At 70.5% G+C, this 17299-nt stretch carries 14 protein-coding genes; 11 read left to right on the top strand and 3 right to left on the bottom strand.

Features of this window, described 5'->3' with window-relative positions; genetic code table 11:
* Nucleotides 1-107 precede the first annotated feature (107 nt).
* Genes iolC through mmsA form a run of 5 tightly spaced genes read left to right on the top strand, consistent with a single transcriptional unit; the run spans nucleotide 108 to nucleotide 6288 of the window.
* A complete protein-coding gene (gene iolC, locus KVT44_RS08660) occupies nucleotides 108-1076 on the top strand; it encodes a 5-dehydro-2-deoxygluconokinase (protein WP_217566597.1) in 969 nt (322 codons plus the stop codon).
* Nucleotides 1073-2023: a deoxyribose-phosphate aldolase gene (locus KVT44_RS08655; RefSeq protein ID WP_254649132.1), complete on the top strand. Its 951-nt coding sequence runs from the start codon at nucleotides 1073-1075 to the stop codon at nucleotides 2021-2023. The genes iolC and KVT44_RS08655 overlap by 4 nt, the downstream gene beginning before the upstream one ends.
* A gap of 7 nt (nucleotides 2024-2030) precedes the next feature.
* Complete coding sequence (gene iolB, locus KVT44_RS08650; RefSeq protein WP_217566596.1) at nucleotides 2031-2891, top strand: 5-deoxy-glucuronate isomerase; 861 nt, start codon at nucleotides 2031-2033, stop codon at nucleotides 2889-2891.
* The gene (iolD, locus tag KVT44_RS08645; RefSeq protein WP_217566595.1) at nucleotides 2888-4771 is read left to right on the top strand and encodes a 3D-(3,5/4)-trihydroxycyclohexane-1,2-dione acylhydrolase (decyclizing); all 1884 of its coding nucleotides are present in this window, start codon (nucleotides 2888-2890) and stop codon (nucleotides 4769-4771) included. The genes iolB and iolD overlap by 4 nt, the downstream gene beginning before the upstream one ends.
* 14 nt (nucleotides 4772-4785) lie before the next feature.
* The gene (gene mmsA, locus KVT44_RS08640) at nucleotides 4786-6288 is read left to right on the top strand and encodes a CoA-acylating methylmalonate-semialdehyde dehydrogenase (protein ID WP_217566594.1); all 1503 of its coding nucleotides are present in this window, start codon (nucleotides 4786-4788) and stop codon (nucleotides 6286-6288) included.
* A 59-nt stretch (nucleotides 6289-6347) separates the two neighbouring features.
* On the opposite strand, the gene KVT44_RS08635 is transcribed toward mmsA, so the two are convergent.
* On the bottom strand, nucleotides 6348-7133 hold the full coding sequence (locus KVT44_RS08635; protein ID WP_217566593.1) for a hypothetical protein: 786 nt from the start codon (nucleotides 7131-7133) through the stop codon (nucleotides 6348-6350).
* Between the two features lie 312 nt (nucleotides 7134-7445).
* Between KVT44_RS08635 and KVT44_RS08630 the strand changes: the two genes are divergently transcribed.
* The 4 genes from KVT44_RS08630 to KVT44_RS08615 all read left to right on the top strand — a co-directional run bounded on the left by KVT44_RS08630 (nucleotide 7446) and on the right by KVT44_RS08615 (nucleotide 14324).
* Nucleotides 7446-8855 carry an APC family permease gene (locus KVT44_RS08630; protein WP_099922563.1) on the top strand — a complete coding sequence of 470 codons (1410 nt, stop codon included), beginning with the start codon at nucleotides 7446-7448 and terminating at the stop codon, nucleotides 8853-8855.
* A gap of 172 nt (nucleotides 8856-9027) precedes the next feature.
* Complete coding sequence (locus tag KVT44_RS08625) at nucleotides 9028-11685, top strand: alpha/beta fold hydrolase (protein ID WP_217566592.1); 2658 nt, start codon at nucleotides 9028-9030, stop codon at nucleotides 11683-11685.
* Nucleotides 11682-12545 carry an ABC transporter permease gene (locus KVT44_RS08620; protein ID WP_217566591.1) on the top strand — a complete coding sequence of 288 codons (864 nt, stop codon included), beginning with the start codon at nucleotides 11682-11684 and terminating at the stop codon, nucleotides 12543-12545. Before KVT44_RS08625 ends, KVT44_RS08620 begins: the two co-directional genes overlap by 4 nt.
* 174 nt (nucleotides 12546-12719) lie before the next feature.
* A complete protein-coding gene (locus tag KVT44_RS08615; protein ID WP_217566590.1) occupies nucleotides 12720-14324 on the top strand; it encodes a VWA domain-containing protein in 1605 nt (534 codons plus the stop codon).
* A 291-nt stretch (nucleotides 14325-14615) separates the two neighbouring features.
* Here KVT44_RS08615 and KVT44_RS08610 read toward each other — a convergent pair whose 3' ends face one another.
* Nucleotides 14616-15023, bottom strand: a complete 408-nt coding sequence (locus tag KVT44_RS08610; protein WP_099925661.1) for a rodlin — start codon at nucleotides 15021-15023, stop codon at nucleotides 14616-14618.
* A gap of 435 nt (nucleotides 15024-15458) precedes the next feature.
* On the bottom strand, nucleotides 15459-15869 hold the full coding sequence (locus KVT44_RS08605) for a rodlin (protein ID WP_099922567.1): 411 nt from the start codon (nucleotides 15867-15869) through the stop codon (nucleotides 15459-15461).
* Between the two features lie 438 nt (nucleotides 15870-16307).
* Between KVT44_RS08605 and KVT44_RS08600 the strand changes: the two genes are divergently transcribed.
* Nucleotides 16308-16565, top strand: a complete 258-nt coding sequence (locus KVT44_RS08600) for a chaplin (RefSeq protein ID WP_099922568.1) — start codon at nucleotides 16308-16310, stop codon at nucleotides 16563-16565.
* A 129-nt stretch (nucleotides 16566-16694) separates the two neighbouring features.
* Nucleotides 16695-17299: chaplin (locus KVT44_RS08595; protein ID WP_217566769.1), on the top strand; the 605-nt coding region annotated here is incomplete at its 3' end.

Below are 17299 nucleotides of genomic sequence, written 5' to 3'. Positions count from 1 at the left end.
GCGGCACGAGGGAGGTGTCAAGGCCTGGTCCGAATGTCCGGACAAACTGTTGACAGGGCTCCCCGCGCGGCGCTAGACCTTGGGGGAGCCGAAGCGAAGGGAAGTCGATGGCGTACGACCTGATCACCATGGGGCGGATCGGTGTGGACCTCTACCCGTTGCAGACGGGGGTCCCGCTGGCCCAGGTGACGTCCTTCGGGAAGTTCCTGGGCGGCTCGGCGACGAACGTCGCGGTGGCCGCGTCCCGGCTCGGACGGCGTACGGCGGTGATCACGCGCACCGGTGACGACCCCTTCGGCGCGTACCTCCACGAGGCGCTGCGCGGCTTCGGCGTGGACGACCGCTGGGTCACCCCGGTCGCCGGGCTGCCCACCCCGGTGACGTTCTGCGAGATCTTCCCGCCCGACGACTTCCCGCTGTACTTCTACCGGCAGCCCAAGGCCCCGGACCTGGAGATCGACGCGCACGACCTCGACCTGGACGCCGTCCGTGAGGCGCGCATCTTCTGGGTGACCGGGACCGGCCTGAGTGAGGAGCCCAGCCGGACGGCGACGCTCGCCGCGCTCGCCCACCGCGCCAAGTCCGCCACGACGGTCTTCGACCTCGACTGGCGGCCCATGTTCTGGAAGAGCACGGCCGGGAACACCCCCGAGGACTCCGCCCGAGCCTTCTACGCCGAGGCCCTGCGCCACACCACCGTCGCCGTCGGCAACCTCGACGAGGTCGAGATCGCCACCGGCGTCCGCGAACCGCACGCGGCGGCCGAGGCCCTCCTCAAGGCGGGCGTCGAACTCGCCGTCGTCAAACAGGGCCCCAAGGGCGTCCTCGCCGTCCACCGCGACGGCACGTCGGCCGAGGTCCCGCCGCTCCCGGTGACGGTCCTCAACGGCCTCGGCGCCGGTGACGCGTTCGGCGGTTCCCTCTGCCACGGCCTGCTCGCCGGCTGGGACCTGGAGCGGATCATGCGGCACGCCAACGCGGCCGGTGCCATCGTCGCCTCCCGGCTGGAGTGCTCCTCCGCGATGCCGACCCCCGAAGAGGTCGAGGACGCGCTCATGGCGGGAGCGGTCCGATGAGGGCGGGACGCGTGGGACACGAGGGCGGAGACCCCGTGCTGCCCCCGGCTCCCTCCGCGCCGCTCCGAACCGTCGACACGGCGGAGCTCGTCCGGCTCCGCGCCCACCGCCCCGAAGCCATCGCCGAGGCCGCCGCGCGCCGCCCCCGCCGCCCCCTCGTGGGCGACAACGGGCGGCTGATGATCATCGCCGCGGACCATCCGGCCCGCGGGGCGCTCGCCGTCGGCGACCGCAAGTTCGCCATGGCGAACCGCGCGGACCTGCTGGAACGGCTCTGCCTCGCGCTCTCCCGTCCCGGCGTCGACGGCGTCCTCGCGACCGCCGACATCCTCGACGACCTGCTGCTCCTGGGCGCCCTCGACCACAAGGTGGTCCTCGGCTCGATGAACCGCGGTGGCCTCCAGGGCGCCTCCTACGAGCTGGACGACCGATTCACCGGCCACCGTCCGCAGGACATCGAACGGCTCGGCTTCGACGCGGGCAAGCTGCTGCTGCGCATCGACTACGACGATCCGGGCTCGCTCGACACCCTCGAATCCACGGCCCGCACGATCGACGCGATGGCGGAGCGTCATCTCCCGGTCTTCGTCGAACCGTTCCTCAGCCGCCGCACCCCCGGGGGCAGGCTGGTCAACGACCTGAGTGCCGAGGCCGTCATCAAGTCCATCGCCATCGCCAGTGGTCTGGGCGGCAGTTCGGCGTACACCTGGCTGAAGGTCCCCGTCACCGACAACCCGGACGACATGGCCCGGGTCATGGAGACCTCCACCCTGCCCGCCGTACTGCTCGGCGGCGATGTCGGCGAGGACCAGGAGAGCGCGTACGAGAAGTGGCGCGGCGCGCTCCAACTGCCCACCGTGCAGGGCCTGGTCGTCGGCCGCTCGCTGCTCTACCCGGCCGACGGGGACGTGACCGCCGCGGTGGACACCGCCGTAGGACTGCTGTGAGGACCCGATGACGGACCCCAGGACGCACTCGACGACGGACGTGCCCCGGAGCGACGGCCTGTACGTGCCCAAGGGCGCCACCGCCGGCGGGCTGTACGCCGTCGACATCGACCCCAAGTACGCCGGCTGGACCCACAGCAGCCTGCGCGTGGTCGAACTCGGACCGGGCGGCACCCACACCTTCACCACCGGCGACAGCGAGTGGATCGTGCTTCCGCTCGGTGGCGCCTGTACGGTGCGCATAGAGGACGAAGAGTTCCAAATCCTGGGCAGGGAAAGCGTGTTCGCGGGGGTCTCCGACTTCGCGTACGTGCCCCGTGACGCCCGGGCCCAGATCGCCTCCGGTGCGGGAGGCCGCTTCGCCCTGGCAGGAGCGAAGTGCGAGCGCCGACTCCCCGCCCGCTACGGCCCCGCGCCGGAGGTCCCCGTCGAAGACCGAGGCAGTGGCAACTGCGCACGTCAGGTGCGCAATTTCGCCTCCGCCGACGCCTTCGAGTGCGACAAGCTCATCGCCGTCGAGGTCATCACCCCCGGCGGCAACTGGTCCTCGTATCCGCCGCACAAGCACGACGAGCACCGGCCCGGTGTCGAGTCGGAGCTGGAGGAGATCTACTACTTCGAGATCGACGGCCCGAACGGATTCGGCTATCAGCGCGTATTCCCTTCGCGCGAGGGCGGATCCGACGTCCTCGCCGAGGTCCGCACCGGCGATGCCGTCCTCGTCCCCGACGGATGGCACGGCCCGTCCATCGCCCAGCCCGGCCACACCATGTACTACCTGAACGTGATGGCCGGACCGGGCGAGGACAGGGAGTGGCGGATCTGCTTCCACCCGGGACACCTAGAGAGCACAGAGGGATACCGATGACCTCAACGACGAGGCTGACGGTCGCACAGGCGCTGGTGCGCTTCCTGGCCGCCCAGTACACGGAGCGGGACGGTGAGCGGCAGCGGCTGATCGGCGCGACCTGGGGCATTTTCGGTCATGGCAACGTCGCCGGACTCGGCCAGGCACTGATCGAGTACGCCGACGAGATGCCGTACCACCAGGGCCGTAACGAGCAGTCGATGGTGCACGCGGCGGTCGGCTACGCACGCCAGTCCAACCGGCTGTCGGCGCACGCCGTGACCACCTCCATCGGACCCGGCGCCACCAACCTCGTCACCGGCGCCGCGCTCGCGACGATCAACCACCTCCCGGTGCTCCTGCTGCCCGGCGACATCTTCGCGACCCGCCCCGCCGACCCGGTCCTCCAGCAGCTCGAGGTCCCCTACGCGGGCGATGTGTCGGTCAACGACTGTCTGCGCCCGGTGTCGAAGTACTTCGACCGCGTCACCCGGCCCGAGGCGCTGATCCCCGCCGCCCTGCAGGCCATGCGCGTGCTCACCGACCCGGTCGAGACCGGCGCCGTCACGCTCGCGCTGCCGCAGGACGTGCAGGCGGAGGCGTACGACTGGCCGGAGGAGTTCTTCCGGGAGCGGACCTGGACCGTGCGCCGTCCGGCGGCCGACGCCTCCGAGTTGGCCGCCGCCGTCACGGCGATCCGTGAGGCCCGGCGCCCGCTGATCGTCGCGGGTGGCGGGGTGCACCACAGCCGTGCCGAGGACGTGCTCGCCGAACTCGCCGCCGCCACCGGCATCCCCGTCGCCTCCACGCAGGCGGGTAAGGGATCACTGAAGTGGGACCACCCGCAGGACGTCGGCGGCGTGGGCCACACCGGCACGGCGACCGCGGACGAGCTCGCCCGCACTGCCGACCTGGTGATCGGCGTCGGTACCCGCTACACCGACTTCACCACCGCCTCCGGCACCCTCTTCACCGCCTCGAACGTCCGCTTCCTGAACCTCAACATCGCGCCGTACGACGGCCACAAGCTGTCGGGGATCCCGCTGATCGCGGACGCGCGGGCCGGGCTTGAAGCGCTCACCGAGGCGCTGCTGCTGCACGGGCACCGCGTCGAGCCCGCGTACGCCACCGAGTACACGGACGACAAGGAGCGCTGGGAGTACCGCGTCGACGCGGCGTACGAGGCCGAGGACATCGACATCCGGCCCACCCAGCCGCAGGTCCTCGGCGTCCTCGACGAGCTCGTCACCGAGGACGACATCCTGATCAACGCGGCCGGCTCGCTCCCCGGCGACCTGCACAAACTGTGGCGGGCCCGGTCGCGCGACCAGTACCACGTCGAGTACGGCTACTCGTGCATGGGCTACGAGATCCCGGCCGCGATCGGCGTCCGGATGGCGGCCCCCGACCGGCCCGTGTGGGCGCTGGTCGGCGACGGCACCTACCTGATGATGCCGACCGAGATCGTCACCGCCGTGCAGGAGGGCGTCGCGATCAAGGTCCTCATACTCCAGAACCACGGGTACGCCTCCATCGGCGGCCTCTCCGAGTCCGTGGGCGCCGAGCGGTACGGCACCGCCTACCGCTACCGCTCCGAGGACCGTACGTACACGGGGGCGCCGCTGCCCGTCGATCTCGCCGCCAACGCGGCCAGCCTCGGCATGCGGGTGCTGCGCGCGAAGACCGTCCGTGACCTGCGGGCGGCCCTTGCCGAGGCGCGCGCCGCGGACACTCCCACATGTGTCTACGTGGAGACACAAACGGCAGACACTGTGTCGGGCGCGCCCCCGGCCCAAGCCTGGTGGGATGTACCTGTGGCCGAGACCGCGACCCGATCGTCGGCGGTCAAGGCACGTGAGGAGTACGACCGGCACGTCGCCGCCCGACGCCGCCATCTGTGAAGGAGTTTTTGGCCATGACGAAGACCGTCAACCACTGGATCGGTGGCAAGACCGTCGAGGGTGCGTCGGGTACGTACGGGCCGGTCACCGACCCGGCGACCGGTGCCGTGACCACACAGGTCGCCTTCGCGACCGTCGACGAGGTGGACGCCGCGGTCGCCGCCGCCAAGGACGCGTACGTGACCTGGGGCCAGTCCTCGCTGGCCAAGCGGTCCACGATCCTCTTCAAGTTCCGGGCGCTGCTCGACGCGAACCGGGACGCGATCGCCGAGCTGATCACCGCCGAGCACGGCAAGGTGCACTCGGACGCGCTCGGCGAGGTGGCGCGCGGTCTGGAGATCGTCGACCTGGCGTGCGGGATCACCGTGCAGCTGAAGGGCGAGCTGTCGACCGAGGTGGCCTCCAAGGTCGACGTGGCGTCGATCCGGCAGCCGCTGGGCGTCGTCGCGGGCATCACGCCGTTCAACTTCCCGGCCATGGTGCCGATGTGGATGTTCCCGATCGCCATCGCGTGCGGCAACACCTTCGTGCTGAAGCCCTCCGAGAAGGACCCGTCGGCGTCCATGAAGGTCGCCGAGCTGCTCGCGGAGGCCGGTCTGCCCGACGGCGTCTTCAACGTCGTCCACGGTGACAAGGTGGCCGTCGACCGCCTCCTGGAGCACCCGGACGTCAAGGCGGTGTCCTTCGTCGGCTCGACCCCGATCGCCCGCTACATCCACACCACGGCCTCCGCGAACGGCAAGCGTGTGCAGGCCCTGGGCGGTGCCAAGAACCACATGCTGGTCCTCCCGGACGCCGACCTGGACGCGGCCGCCGACGCCGCGGTGTCGGCCGCCTACGGTTCCGCCGGCGAGCGCTGCATGGCCATCTCCGCCGTCGTCGCGGTCGGCTCGGTCGGCGACGTGCTGGTGGAGAAGATCCGCGAGCGCGCCGAGAAGATCAAGATCGGCCCCGGCAACGACCCGACCTCCGAGATGGGTCCGCTGATCACGGCCGTGCACCGCGACAAGGTGGCGTCCTACGTCAAGGGCGCGGCGGCGCAGGGCTCCGAGGTCGTCCTCGACGGCACCGGGTACACGGTCGAGGGGTACGAGGACGGCCACTGGATCGGCCTCTCGCTGCTCGACAGGGTGCCGGTGACCTCGGACGCGTACAAGGACGAGATCTTCGGCCCGGTGCTGTGCGTGCTGCGTGTGGACACCTACGAGGAGGGTGTCGCCCTCATCAACGCGTCGCCCTTCGGCAACGGCACCGCGATCTTCACCCGGGACGGCGGCGCGGCCCGCCGCTTCCAGCTGGAGGTCGAGGCGGGCATGGTCGGCGTGAACGTGCCGATCCCGGTGCCCGTCGGCTACCACTCGTTCGGTGGCTGGAAGGACTCCCTCTTCGGGGACCACCACATCTACGGCAACGACGGCACGCATTTCTACACCCGCGGCAAGGTCGTCACCACCCGCTGGCCGGACCCGGCCGACGCCCCGACGGGCGTGGACCTGGGCTTCCCGCGCAACCACTGAGCGACCCGCCGGTGCCCCGCCCTCTGACCGGGGGGCGGGGCACCGCCGTGTTCGCGTGCTCAGCTCTGCTGCTGGGCGGCGGCCCTCAGCTCCTCGGTCATGTCACCGGTCCGCGCGGCGGGCGGAGCCTCGACCCCGGCCGTGGCGCCGAACTTCGCGAAGTCCATGGTGACCCTCATGTTGCTGATCTCCTGCGCCAGCCGGACCGGCAGGCCCTCGGCGTCGACCCAGATGTCCGTGGTGATCGAGTCGGCCATGGTGAAGAACGAGTCCAGGAGGGCGTTCTCGCCGTCGAAGGCCTCCTCCAGCCTGCCCTTGTGCGCCCGGTCGATCACGGGGGCGTAGTGGGTGGCGCTCCGCCCGTTCACGGGCGCCCGGCCGAGGTCCTTCACGTCGGTGGCGTGCCTGAGCGCCTGCAGGGAGGCCGTCGGACTGCTGCCGCCGTGGTGCCCGCTGAACTTCGCGGAGCCCTTCTCGCCGAACACCGCCGGCCCGTCGACCTTCATCCACTCCTTGCCCTTGAGCGGGCCGGAGGGCTGCGGGTCGACGCCGTAGTAGTAGGCGCCGTCGACGAACACCATGCGGATGGTCGCGGACGCCGTCAGATCCCGCATGTCGACGGCTTCGGCGGCCGTCATGACGTCGAAGGCGTACCCGCCGCGCCAGGAGTAGGTGCCCGTCATGGTGACGGGAGTGCTGCCCGGGCCCATGTCCATGGTCTCGTCGTGGCTGACCGCCCCGGCGGTCTTCTTCGTGGCCCCCGCGCCGCATCCGGTCATCCCGGCCGTCCCGGAGTGCGGACCAATCCTGGTGAATTTCGAGGCCTCGACTGCGGTTCTCGTCATGAGGTGATGAAACGGATACCATAGGCAGTTTGTTGTTATGACCTTCGAAAGCAAGGTCACAGTTCGATGAGTCTTGATGATTGCAACATGTAGGCGTCGGGGCCTGGGAAAGCGATGTGACCTGCGTCGCTTCGCCGGTGCGGATTCCGTAGGTAAACGGCCATTGACGCAACGGTTTCCGTCAAGGTTCCATCAACGCCGGGAGCGGACGACGAGATGAACGACGCGAGCCGCCGGAGGCGATAGCGCTCCCGACCGAATCACCTGACGCACGAGTCGTCTTCTGACGCATGAGTCGATCGGAACCGCTTCATGACCGACACGCTCCGCCCTGTCGAGCAGGCCCTCCCGGACGCCGCCCCCACGGCCTCCGGGAGCCCCCAAAAGCTCAAGCGCTCCATCGGCATCGTCGGCGGCACCCTGCTGACGCTCTCGTGCGTGACGCCCGCCTCCACGCTCTTCGTGGTCGTACCCGACCTGTTCTCGTCCCTCGGTACGGCGACCGCGCTCACCATCGCGATCGGCTCGCTGCTCTGTATCGCCGTGGCGTTCTGCTACTCGGAGCTGGGCACCCTCATCCCCAGCGCGGGCGGCGAGTACGCCATGGTGTCGACGATGGCCGGACGACTCGCGGGCTGGCTGGTCTTCGTGCTCTCCCTCCTCGTCGTCATGATCGTGCCGCCGGTGATCGCGATGGGCACCGCGGACTACCTGGCGCCGATCGTGCACCTCAACCCGTCGATGGCGGGCGCGGGCGTGATGCTCCTGGCCACCCTCGCGGGCCTGCTCGACCTGCGGGCCAACGCCTGGATCACCGGCGTCTTCCTCGTCCTGGAGGTCATCGCGGCGGCCGTCGTGGCGGTGCTGGGCTTCACGCACAGCCGGCGCGGCGTGGGCAGCCTCACCTCGATGCAGGTGGCGGGCTCCGGCGGTCACACGGACACCGTGACAGCCATGCTGGTGGTCTCGGGGCTCGCGATCGCCCTCTTCATCACCCAGGGCTTCTCGACCGCGGTCTACCTCTCCGAGGAACTGGAGAACCCGCGCCGCAACGTCGCCCGTACGGTCCTGGCCACCCTCGCCATCTCGACCGTGATCATCCTGGTCCCGGTCGTCGCGATCACCATGGGTGCCTCGGACCTGTCCACCCTCACCGGCGGCGACATCAGCAGCATGGTCACCGCCTGGTCCAACTCCGCCGTCGGCACCTTCGTCAGCCTCTGCGTCGCCCTCGCGATCATCAACGCGGGCATCGTCATGGTCATCCAGAACTCCCGGGTGCTGTTCGCCTCCGCCCGTGACAAGGCCTGGCCCGAGCCGATCAACCAGAGCCTCTCCCGCCTCGGCCGCTTCGGCTCCCCGTGGGTCGCCACCCTCCTGGTGGGCGTCCCCGGCGCCCTCCTGTGCTTCGTCAACCTGGACACCCTGTACGGCGTCACGGGCGTCTCGGTGACGGCCATGTACCTGCTCGTCGCGGTCGCCGCCCTGCTCGCCCGGCGCGGCCAGCACCGCCACACCCCGGCCTGGCGCATGCCGCTGTGGCCCGCGATGCCGGTGCTCCTGATCGCGGTCCTCGCCTACATCCTGAGCCAGCAGGAGGCGACGTACCTGCTGTGGACCGGCGGCATCACAGCCGTCGCCACCCTCTACTGGGCCTTCTACCTCCGCCCGCGCCGCGAGACCCGCTGGCTGGTGTCGATCCCGGAGGACGTCCAGGCCTGAGCCCTCCGGGGTGCACGCGAAGTCCCACGTCACCACCGCGCTCGTGAAGATGCCCGAGCGGGCTCGTACCACGGGCGCGGTATACGGGAGGGGCCTCGTACGCCCGGAGGAGGGGTGCGGGTTCAGACCGGCGGCTGCCTTCGTTGTCGGTGGCGGCCCGTACCGTTGACACATGGATCTTCGACTGCCCCGACTGCGCGGGCCCGCACGGCGAGGACGCCGACGGTGGTTCGCCGCCGCGGCCGCCGTCGTCGTGCTCGCCGGCGCCGGTACGTGGACCGCTGTCGCCTCGGACGACGGGCCGGCTGTCCACCGCACCGACCGTGTGATGACCACGGGCGCCGGGGTGAACATCGACACGTCGTTCTTCACCGCGGGCTCCGGCCGCCGCCCCGCCGTGCTCCTCGGGCACGGCTTCGGCGGCAGCAAGGACGACATGCGGCGGGAGGCGGAGCAACTCGCCCGCGACGGATACGCGGTGATGACCTGGTCGGCGCGCGGCTTCGGCCGTTCCACCGGCAAGATCGGGCTGAACGACCCCAAGGGCGAGGTCGCCGACGTCTCCAAGCTCATCGACTGGCTGGCCAAGCGGCCCGAGGTCCGGCTCGACAAGAGCGGCGACCCGCGCGTGGGAGTCGCCGGAGGCTCGTACGGCGGAGCGATCTCCCTGCTGGCCGCCGGGTACGACAAGAGGGTCGACGCGATCGCCCCCTCGATCACGTACTGGAACCTGGCGGACGCGCTCTTCCCGAACGACGTGTTCAAGAAGCTCTGGGCCGGCATCTTCATCAACACCGGCGGCGGCTGCGACCGCTTCGAGGCGCAGCTGTGCGCGATGTACAACCGGGTGGCGGAGTCGGGGAAGCCGGACGCCCAGGCGCGCGCCCTGCTGGAGCAACGCTCGCCGTCCGCCGTCGGCGACCGCATCAAGGTGCCCACGCTCATCCTGCAGGGCCAGACCGACTCCCTCTTCCCGCTCGGCCAGGCCGACGCGATGGCCAAGGCGATCCGGGCCAACGGCGCGCCCGTGGACGTCGACTGGATCGCCGGCGGGCACGACGGCGGCGACCCGGAGACGAGCCGCGTCGAGGCCCGTGTCGGCTCCTGGTTCGACCGCTATCTGAAGGACGACAAGAACGCCGACACCGGTCCCGCCTTCCGCATCACCCGCACCGGCGGCATCGACTCCACCGACGGCGCCGCGCGGCTGCGGGGCGCGAGCGGGGACGTCTACCCCGGCCTGGAGAGCGCCGAGCGCGCCATCGCGCTGAGCGACGGCCGACGCGAGCAGACCTTCCAGAACCCCGCGGGCGCGAGTCCGCCCGCGATCTCCGCCCTCCCCGGACTCGGCGGCACCGGCGGCCTGTCCCAGCTGTCCGCGCTCGGGCTCGGAGTGTCCCTCGACTTCCCGGGCCAGTACGCGCGGTTCGACTCCTCGGCGCTCCGCGGCGACCTGCGGATCACCGGGGCGCCGACCGTGACCGTCCACGTCCGGTCGAGCACCGACGACGCGGTCCTCTTCGGGAAGGTGTACGACGTCGGGCCGGGCGCCACCCAGCCGGTACTGCCCTCGCAGCTGGTGGCGCCCGTGCGGGTGACCGGCGCGAAGGCGGGCAAGGACGTCACGATCGTGCTGCCCGCAGTCGACCACGAGATCCAGAAGGGCCACCGGCTGCGCCTGGTCCTCGCCTCGACGGACCTCGGCTACGCCTCACCGGCGGCCCCGGCGACGTACACGGTCTCCCTGAAGAGCGACCTGCACGTGCCCACCGCGCCCGGCGTGAAGACCGCCGCCGCCGCGCTGCCCTCCTGGGTGTGGTGGCTGCCCCTGGCCGGCGCGCTCGCCGCCGCCGCACTCCTGCTGACCGGTCGTCGCCGTACGGCCCCGGTCGCACCCGACCCCGAGCTCGCCGAAGTCCCGCTCCAGATCACCGACCTGAGCAAGCGGTACGCGAAGTCGGCGGACCGGTACGCGGTACGGGACCTGTCGTTCCGCGTGGAGAAGGGCCAGGTCCTGGGCCTGCTGGGACCGAACGGCGCGGGCAAGACGACCACGCTGCGCATGCTGATGGGCCTCATCAAGCCCGACGGCGGCGAGATCCGCGTCTTCGGGCACGCGATCCGGCCCGGCGCCCCGGTGCTCTCCCGGGTCGGGGCGTTCGTCGAGGGCGCGGGCTTCCTGCCGCACCTCTCGGGCCGCGAGAACCTGGAGCTGTACTGGCAGGCGACGGGCCGTCCGGCCGAGGACGCCCACATGGAGGAGGCGCTGGAGATCGCGGGCCTGGGCGACGCGCTGGCCCGCGCGGTCCGCACCTACTCCCAGGGCATGCGCCAGCGCCTGGCCATCGCCCAGGCGATGCTGGGTCTTCCGGACCTCCTCATCCTCGACGAGCCGACCAACGGTCTCGACCCGCCCCAGATCCGCGAGATGCGCGAGGTCATGATCCGCTACGCCGCCGCGGGCCGCACGGTCATCGTCTCCAGCCACCTGCTGGCCGAGGTCGAGCAGTCCTGCACCCACCTGGTGGTCATGGACCGCGGCCGGCTGATCCAGGCCGGCCCGGTGAGCGAGATCGTCGGCTCCGGCGACACCCTGCTCGTGGGTACGGGTGAGCCCGTGGAGGGGCCGGTCGTCGAGAAGGTCGGCGCGCTGCCCGGCGTGGCCTCGGCCGTCGCCGCCGAGGGCGGGCTGCTGGTCCGCCTCGACGAGGGCGGCAGCGCCGAACGCCTGCTCGTGGAACTCGTACGACTGGAAGTCCCCGTGCGGTCGGTGGGCCCCCACCGTCGGCTGGAGGACGCGTTCCTCACCCTGATCGGAGGTGCCGCATGAGCACGCTCGTCGAACGGGCCGAGACGGCGGACGGCTACCGGGCGCGGCACACGCTGCCGCTCCGCGTAGAGCTGCTGCGGCAGTTGAAGCGGCGCCGCACGCTCGTCATGGGCGCGATCCTCGCGGTGCTGCCCTTCGTCCTCGTCGTCGCGTTCGCGATCGGCGGTGACCCGGGCTCGCGCAACGGGCAGGTCACCCTGATGGACACGGCGACCGCGTCGGGCGCCAACTTCGCCGCGGTGAACCTCTTCGTCTCCGCGGGCTTCCTGCTGGTCATCCCCGTCGCGCTGTTCTGCGGGGACACGATCGCCTCCGAGGCGAGCTGGTCCTCGCTGCGCTATCTGCTCGCGGCCCCCGTACCGCGGGCCCGGCTGTTGTGGTCCAAGCTCACCGTCGCCCTCGGCCTCAGCCTCGCCGCCATGGTGCTGCTGCCGATCGTCGCCATAGCGGTGGGCACGGCGGCGTACGGCTGGGGGCCGCTGGAGATCCCCACCGGCGGCGCGCTCTCCGCCGGCACCGCGGCCCAGCGGCTCCTCGTGGTCATCGCGTACGTCTTCGTGTCCCAACTCGTCACGGCGGGGCTCGCGTTCTGGCTGTCCACCAAGACGGACGCGCCCCTGGGCGCGGTCGGCGGCGCGGTCGGCCTGACGATCGTGGGGAACGTCCTGGACGCGGTCACCGCCCTCGGCCACTGGCGCGACTTCCTGCCCGCACACTGGCAGTTCGCCTGGGCCGACGCCATCCAGCCCAACCCGGAGTGGGGCGGCATGATCCAGGGCACCGCGATTTCGATAACGTACGCCCTCGTCCTGTTCGCCCTGGCCTTCCGGGGTTTCCGGCGCAAGGACATCGTGTCGTAGATCTCCGGAGCGTCACCTACCGGTCTCGACGACCGCCCTTCGTGGCCGCTTCGAGATCCATCCGCAACGCTCCGTAGCGCACATCCGGGCCCCCTCGGGCGTCACAGTCACAGACGTCGGCCCAACGACGTCGGCAGACAGCCGGCGAACAGGCGACTCACCGAGGGGGCACGGATGACACTGACGGGGAACGACGAACACACAGGGCGACCGCGGCGGCAGCCGAGGATCGGGCGACCGTGGCGACCGGTCGCCGCCCTGATCGGCCTGACGCTCGCGGGCGGCCTGCTCCTCACCGGCTGCGGCGCGAGCGACAGCAACGGCTCCTCGACGGACGGTTCGAACAAGTCCGGCGGACGCGGGTTCCCGCAGCCCGCCCCGAACCGGACCTCCGGCACCTCCCAGGGCGAACAGAAGGACACGCCGACGGGCGACGCGAACCGCGAGTTCGCGCCGTCCCCCGACTACCTCTCCACCTTCGCCCTCGACGTCGACACCGCCTCCTACGGCTACGCCCGCCGCGCCCTCGCCGACGGCCGGCTGCCCGAGGCGTCGACCGTCCGCCCCGAGGAGTTCGTCAACAGCTTCCGGCAGGACTACCGGCGCCCCGACGGCAACGGCTTCTCGGTCACCGTCGACGGTGCCCGCACCCGGGAGAAGGACTGGTCGCTGGTTCGCGTCGGCCTCGCCACCCGCGACGCCTCCCAGAGCGGTGAGCGCCCGCCCGCCGCGCTCACCTTCGTCATCGACATATCCGGCTCCATGGGCGAGCCCGGCCGACTCGACCTCGCCAAGGACGCCCTCGGCGTGATGACGGACCGGCTGCGCGACGACGACTCGATAGCCGTGGTCACCTTCAGCGACGAGGCCCGGACCGTGCTCCCGATGACCCGCCTCGGCCACCATCGCGACCGCATCTACGACGTGATCAGGGGACTGGAACCGACGGAGTCGACCAACCTCGGCGCGGGCGTGCGCACCGGGTACGCCACGGCCGTCAAGGGCCTGCGCGAGGGCGCCACCAACCGCGTCGTGCTGATCTCCGACGCCCTCGCCAACACCGGCGAGACCGACGCGGACGCCATCCTCGAGAACATCTCCACCGCCCGCCGCGAACACGGCATCACCCTCTTCGGCGTCGGCGTGGGCAGCGAGTACGGCGACGCCCTCATGGAGCGCCTCGCCGACAAGGGCGACGGCCACACCACGTACGTCTCGACCCTCGAGGACGCCCGCAAGGTCTTCTGCGAGCAGCTCCCGCAGAACATCGACCTCACGGCCCGCGACGCCAAGGCACAGGTCGCCTTCGACCCTCAGACCGTCAAGCAGTTCCGGCTGATCGGATACGACGACCGTCAGGTCGCCGACGAGGACTTCCGCAACGACCGCGTGGACGGCGGCGAGGTCGGACCCGGCCACACGGTCACCGCCCTCTACGCGGTCCGCACCAGGCCCGGCGCCTCCGGCCACCTCGCCACCGCGAGCGTCCGCTGGCTCGACCCCGAAACCCGCGCCCCGCACGAGGAGTCCGGCCAACTGGAGACCGGCTCCCTCGACGAGGACCTGTGGACCTCCTCCACCCGTCTCCAGGTCGACGCCGTGGCCGCGTACTTCGCCGACGACCTGCGCACGGGCGACGACAAGGCGAACCCGCTCCCCGGCGCCCTCCCGCTGGGCGAACTCGCCGACCGCGCCCACCGGGTGGCGTCCGCCGCGGAGGACAAGGCGGTGGACGACCTGGCGGACGCGGTGGAGCGGGCGAGTGGACTCATGGGATAGCGGCGGCGGTAAGGACTTGGCGGCAGTGTGCGGCGTACTGGCCGGGCCCGGAGTCCTTGCGCGTCCCGAGAACGCCATCAGCACTGGCTCCTCGTCGCCCGCAAGCTCAACCCGTTCTTCCAGGCGGCCGGAGGCGGTCTCCCGTGCCGAGTCCGTCCGTGCGTTCACTCCAAGGCGGTGTACGGGAAGTGAGCGGCGAAGGGTGGTTCGCCGAGTACGCCAAGAGGGCCACCGAGTACGCGAAGAGCGGGCCGCCGAGGTGCTCGGCGGCCCGCTCTCGCGGTGCTGGGATCAGCTGTTGTTCGTGCCGTTGCCCGACAGGACCGGGATGTCGTCCAGGATGTGCGACAGCGGTTCGTCGCCCTTGGCCTGGGTGGAGTTCTCGACGCACTGCTGGTTCTGCGGGGCCGACAGGACCGGGATGTCCTGGACGGCGATCGGGACGACGCCGACGAGCGAGCCCACGTTGGCCTTGGCGGGCAGGCCGACGCAGGGCTTGTTCAGCGAGCCCTGGATGAGCGCCATCTGCGGGCTCATGCTGCCGTAGGTCGCCGAGTTGCCGAACGACTGCGAGGCGCCGTAGCCGCTGACGGACGTCGTGCCACCGTCGTCGCCGATCGCCAGGGCCTGGGGGGCGGCCGCGGCCGAGATACCGGCGACAGAAGCGGCGATAGCCGCGGTTGCCCACAGCTTCTTCATGTTCATTCCCTTCGGAAAGCGGACTCCTGTTGGGGAGCTGCATGATCATCAACTGGGCAGACCGCCCAAGGGTTGCGGGTAGTGCCCCATTTGGCCCAGCATGCGGGGTGTTCGTCCCGTCGCCCGACACGCCAGTGAGCTCCTCTGAACCGACACGTAGTGGTCGATCTGGCCGACGTGTGGCGGATCAGGTCCGGGCGGCGCCGAGCAGCGTGCGGCCGATCCGCGCCATCGCCACCGCATCGGTCAGGACGTGCCTGCCCCGTGGCCTGTGCGGCGCCGCGACCAGGAACCCCGTTGTCGAGTTTCGCCGGACACGGCGGGGCCTTCTCTTCGACACGTGACTCGTGACGTGACTCGGCAAGTGAATGGTCACGTAAAGAAGATGGGCCGGCGGGCCGCCGAGAGTTCTGCGGCCCGCCGACGGAAAGCGTGCTACTTGTTGCCGACACCGTTGCCGGACAGGACCGGGATCTGGTCCAGGATGTGCGAGAGCGGTTCGTCGCCCTTGGCCTGGGTGGAGTTCTCGACGCACTGCTGGTTCTGCGGGGCCGACAGGACCGGGATGTCCTGGACGGCGATCGGGACGACGCCGACGAGCGAGCCCACGTTGGCCTTGGCGGGCAGGCCGACGCAGGGCTTGTTCAGCGAGCCCTGGATGAGCCCCATCTGCGGGCTCATGTTCCCCGTGGTCGCCGAGTTGCCGAACGACTGGGTGGCACCGGCGCCGCTGACGGACGTCGTCCCACCGTCATTCCCGATCGCCAGGGCCTGCGGCGCGGCAGCAGCGGAAGCGCCGACGGCGCAAACGGTGACCGCGGCGGCGGTCATAACCTTCTTGATCACTGGCTGGATCCATTCTGAAGAAACCCCGTCCATCGGAGCGCTTTGGTTCAACCGCCGCGGATGCCCTTGGTTGCTCCCATTCACCCTGATGGCCCAATAGGGCTGATCGGGTGAATCACCGAAACCAGTCCAGGATCGCCGGGTTGATTGCGAGAGCAGGTCGATGACGACCGCGGCACCACGTCCGCCGGTGGGCGCGACGTCAAGCAGTCGTTCAGATCCTGTCGGCCTCGCAGAAGGTATTTAAGGGAACCGTTCCTTCGCGTATGGGTGTTCGTGTGCACGTCGGTGCCGATTCGAGTACAGGGCGATTCGAGTGAATTCCCAAGCGGCGCACGTTCTTTAGTTTCTTCGGACGGTCCTCCATCGTTTACAGACTGCAGGTCGTGGTGCGAGCCGCTCAAGGTGTGCTCGCTCGGTTTCGGCCGTCATAGGGCCATGACCGCAGAGAAGGGAAATTACGTGAAGCACAAGAAGAGCGCTGTTGTTGTCGCCGGCGCGATCATGGCCCTGGGGATGGGTGCCCCGGCCTTCGCGGACGCCGGTGCCCAGGGTTCCGCCGTCGGCTCGCCGGGTGTCCTCTCGGGCAATGTGATTCAGGTCCCCATTCACGTCCCCGTCAACGTGTGCGGCAACACCGTCGACGTCATCGCCCTGCTGAACCCGGCGTTCGGCAACAGCTGCGCCAACGGCTGACGCGACAGCACCAGCCTTCCCGGCTGGATCACGGTCGGCCTTGGGTCGCTCTTTCGGCTCCAAGGCCGGCTTTCCTCACTTCTTTCAAGCAGGAAGACAACGAGATTGCGACAGAACCTGAGTAGGGGAATGGTCGTGGCCGCGGCCGCGACGAGCATCCTGTCCCTGTACGGCACCCCCGTGTTCGCGGACTCGCACGCGGACGCCAGCGCTACGGACTCGCCCGGCGTCGCGTCGGGCAACAGCGTTCAGGTTCCGGTGCACGTACCGGTGAACGCCTGCGGCAACACTGTCAACGTGATCGGCGCGCTCAACCCGACCTTCGGGAACTCCTGCACCAACGGCTCGGGTTCGCAGGGCGGCTCCTCCGGCTCCTCGGCGTCCGGCAGGACCCAGGGCTCGCCCGGCGTCCTGTCGGGCAACCATGCCCAGGCCCCGGTGGACGTTCCGGTGAACGCGTGCGGCAACTCGGTCGACGTCATCGCCCTGCTGAACCCGGCGTTCGGCAACAGGTGCGGTAACGAGCCTGGGGGCAACGTCAACACCCCGCCGGTGACGCCTCCGACCGTCCCACCAGTGACGCCTCCCAGCACCACGCCTCCGACGGTCCCGCCGGTGACGCCTCCGACCGTCCCGCCGGTGACGCCTCCCAGCACCACGCCTCCGACGGTCCCGCCGGTGACGCCTCCGACCGTTCCGCCGGTGACGCCTCCGACGGTCCCGCCGGTGACGCC

Source organism: Streptomyces sp. GbtcB7, from assembly GCF_019091445.1.
In the GTDB taxonomy this organism is placed as follows: domain Bacteria; phylum Actinomycetota; class Actinomycetes; order Streptomycetales; family Streptomycetaceae; genus Streptomyces; species Streptomyces mirabilis.
This window is presented reverse-complemented; position numbering and strand designations above follow the sequence as displayed.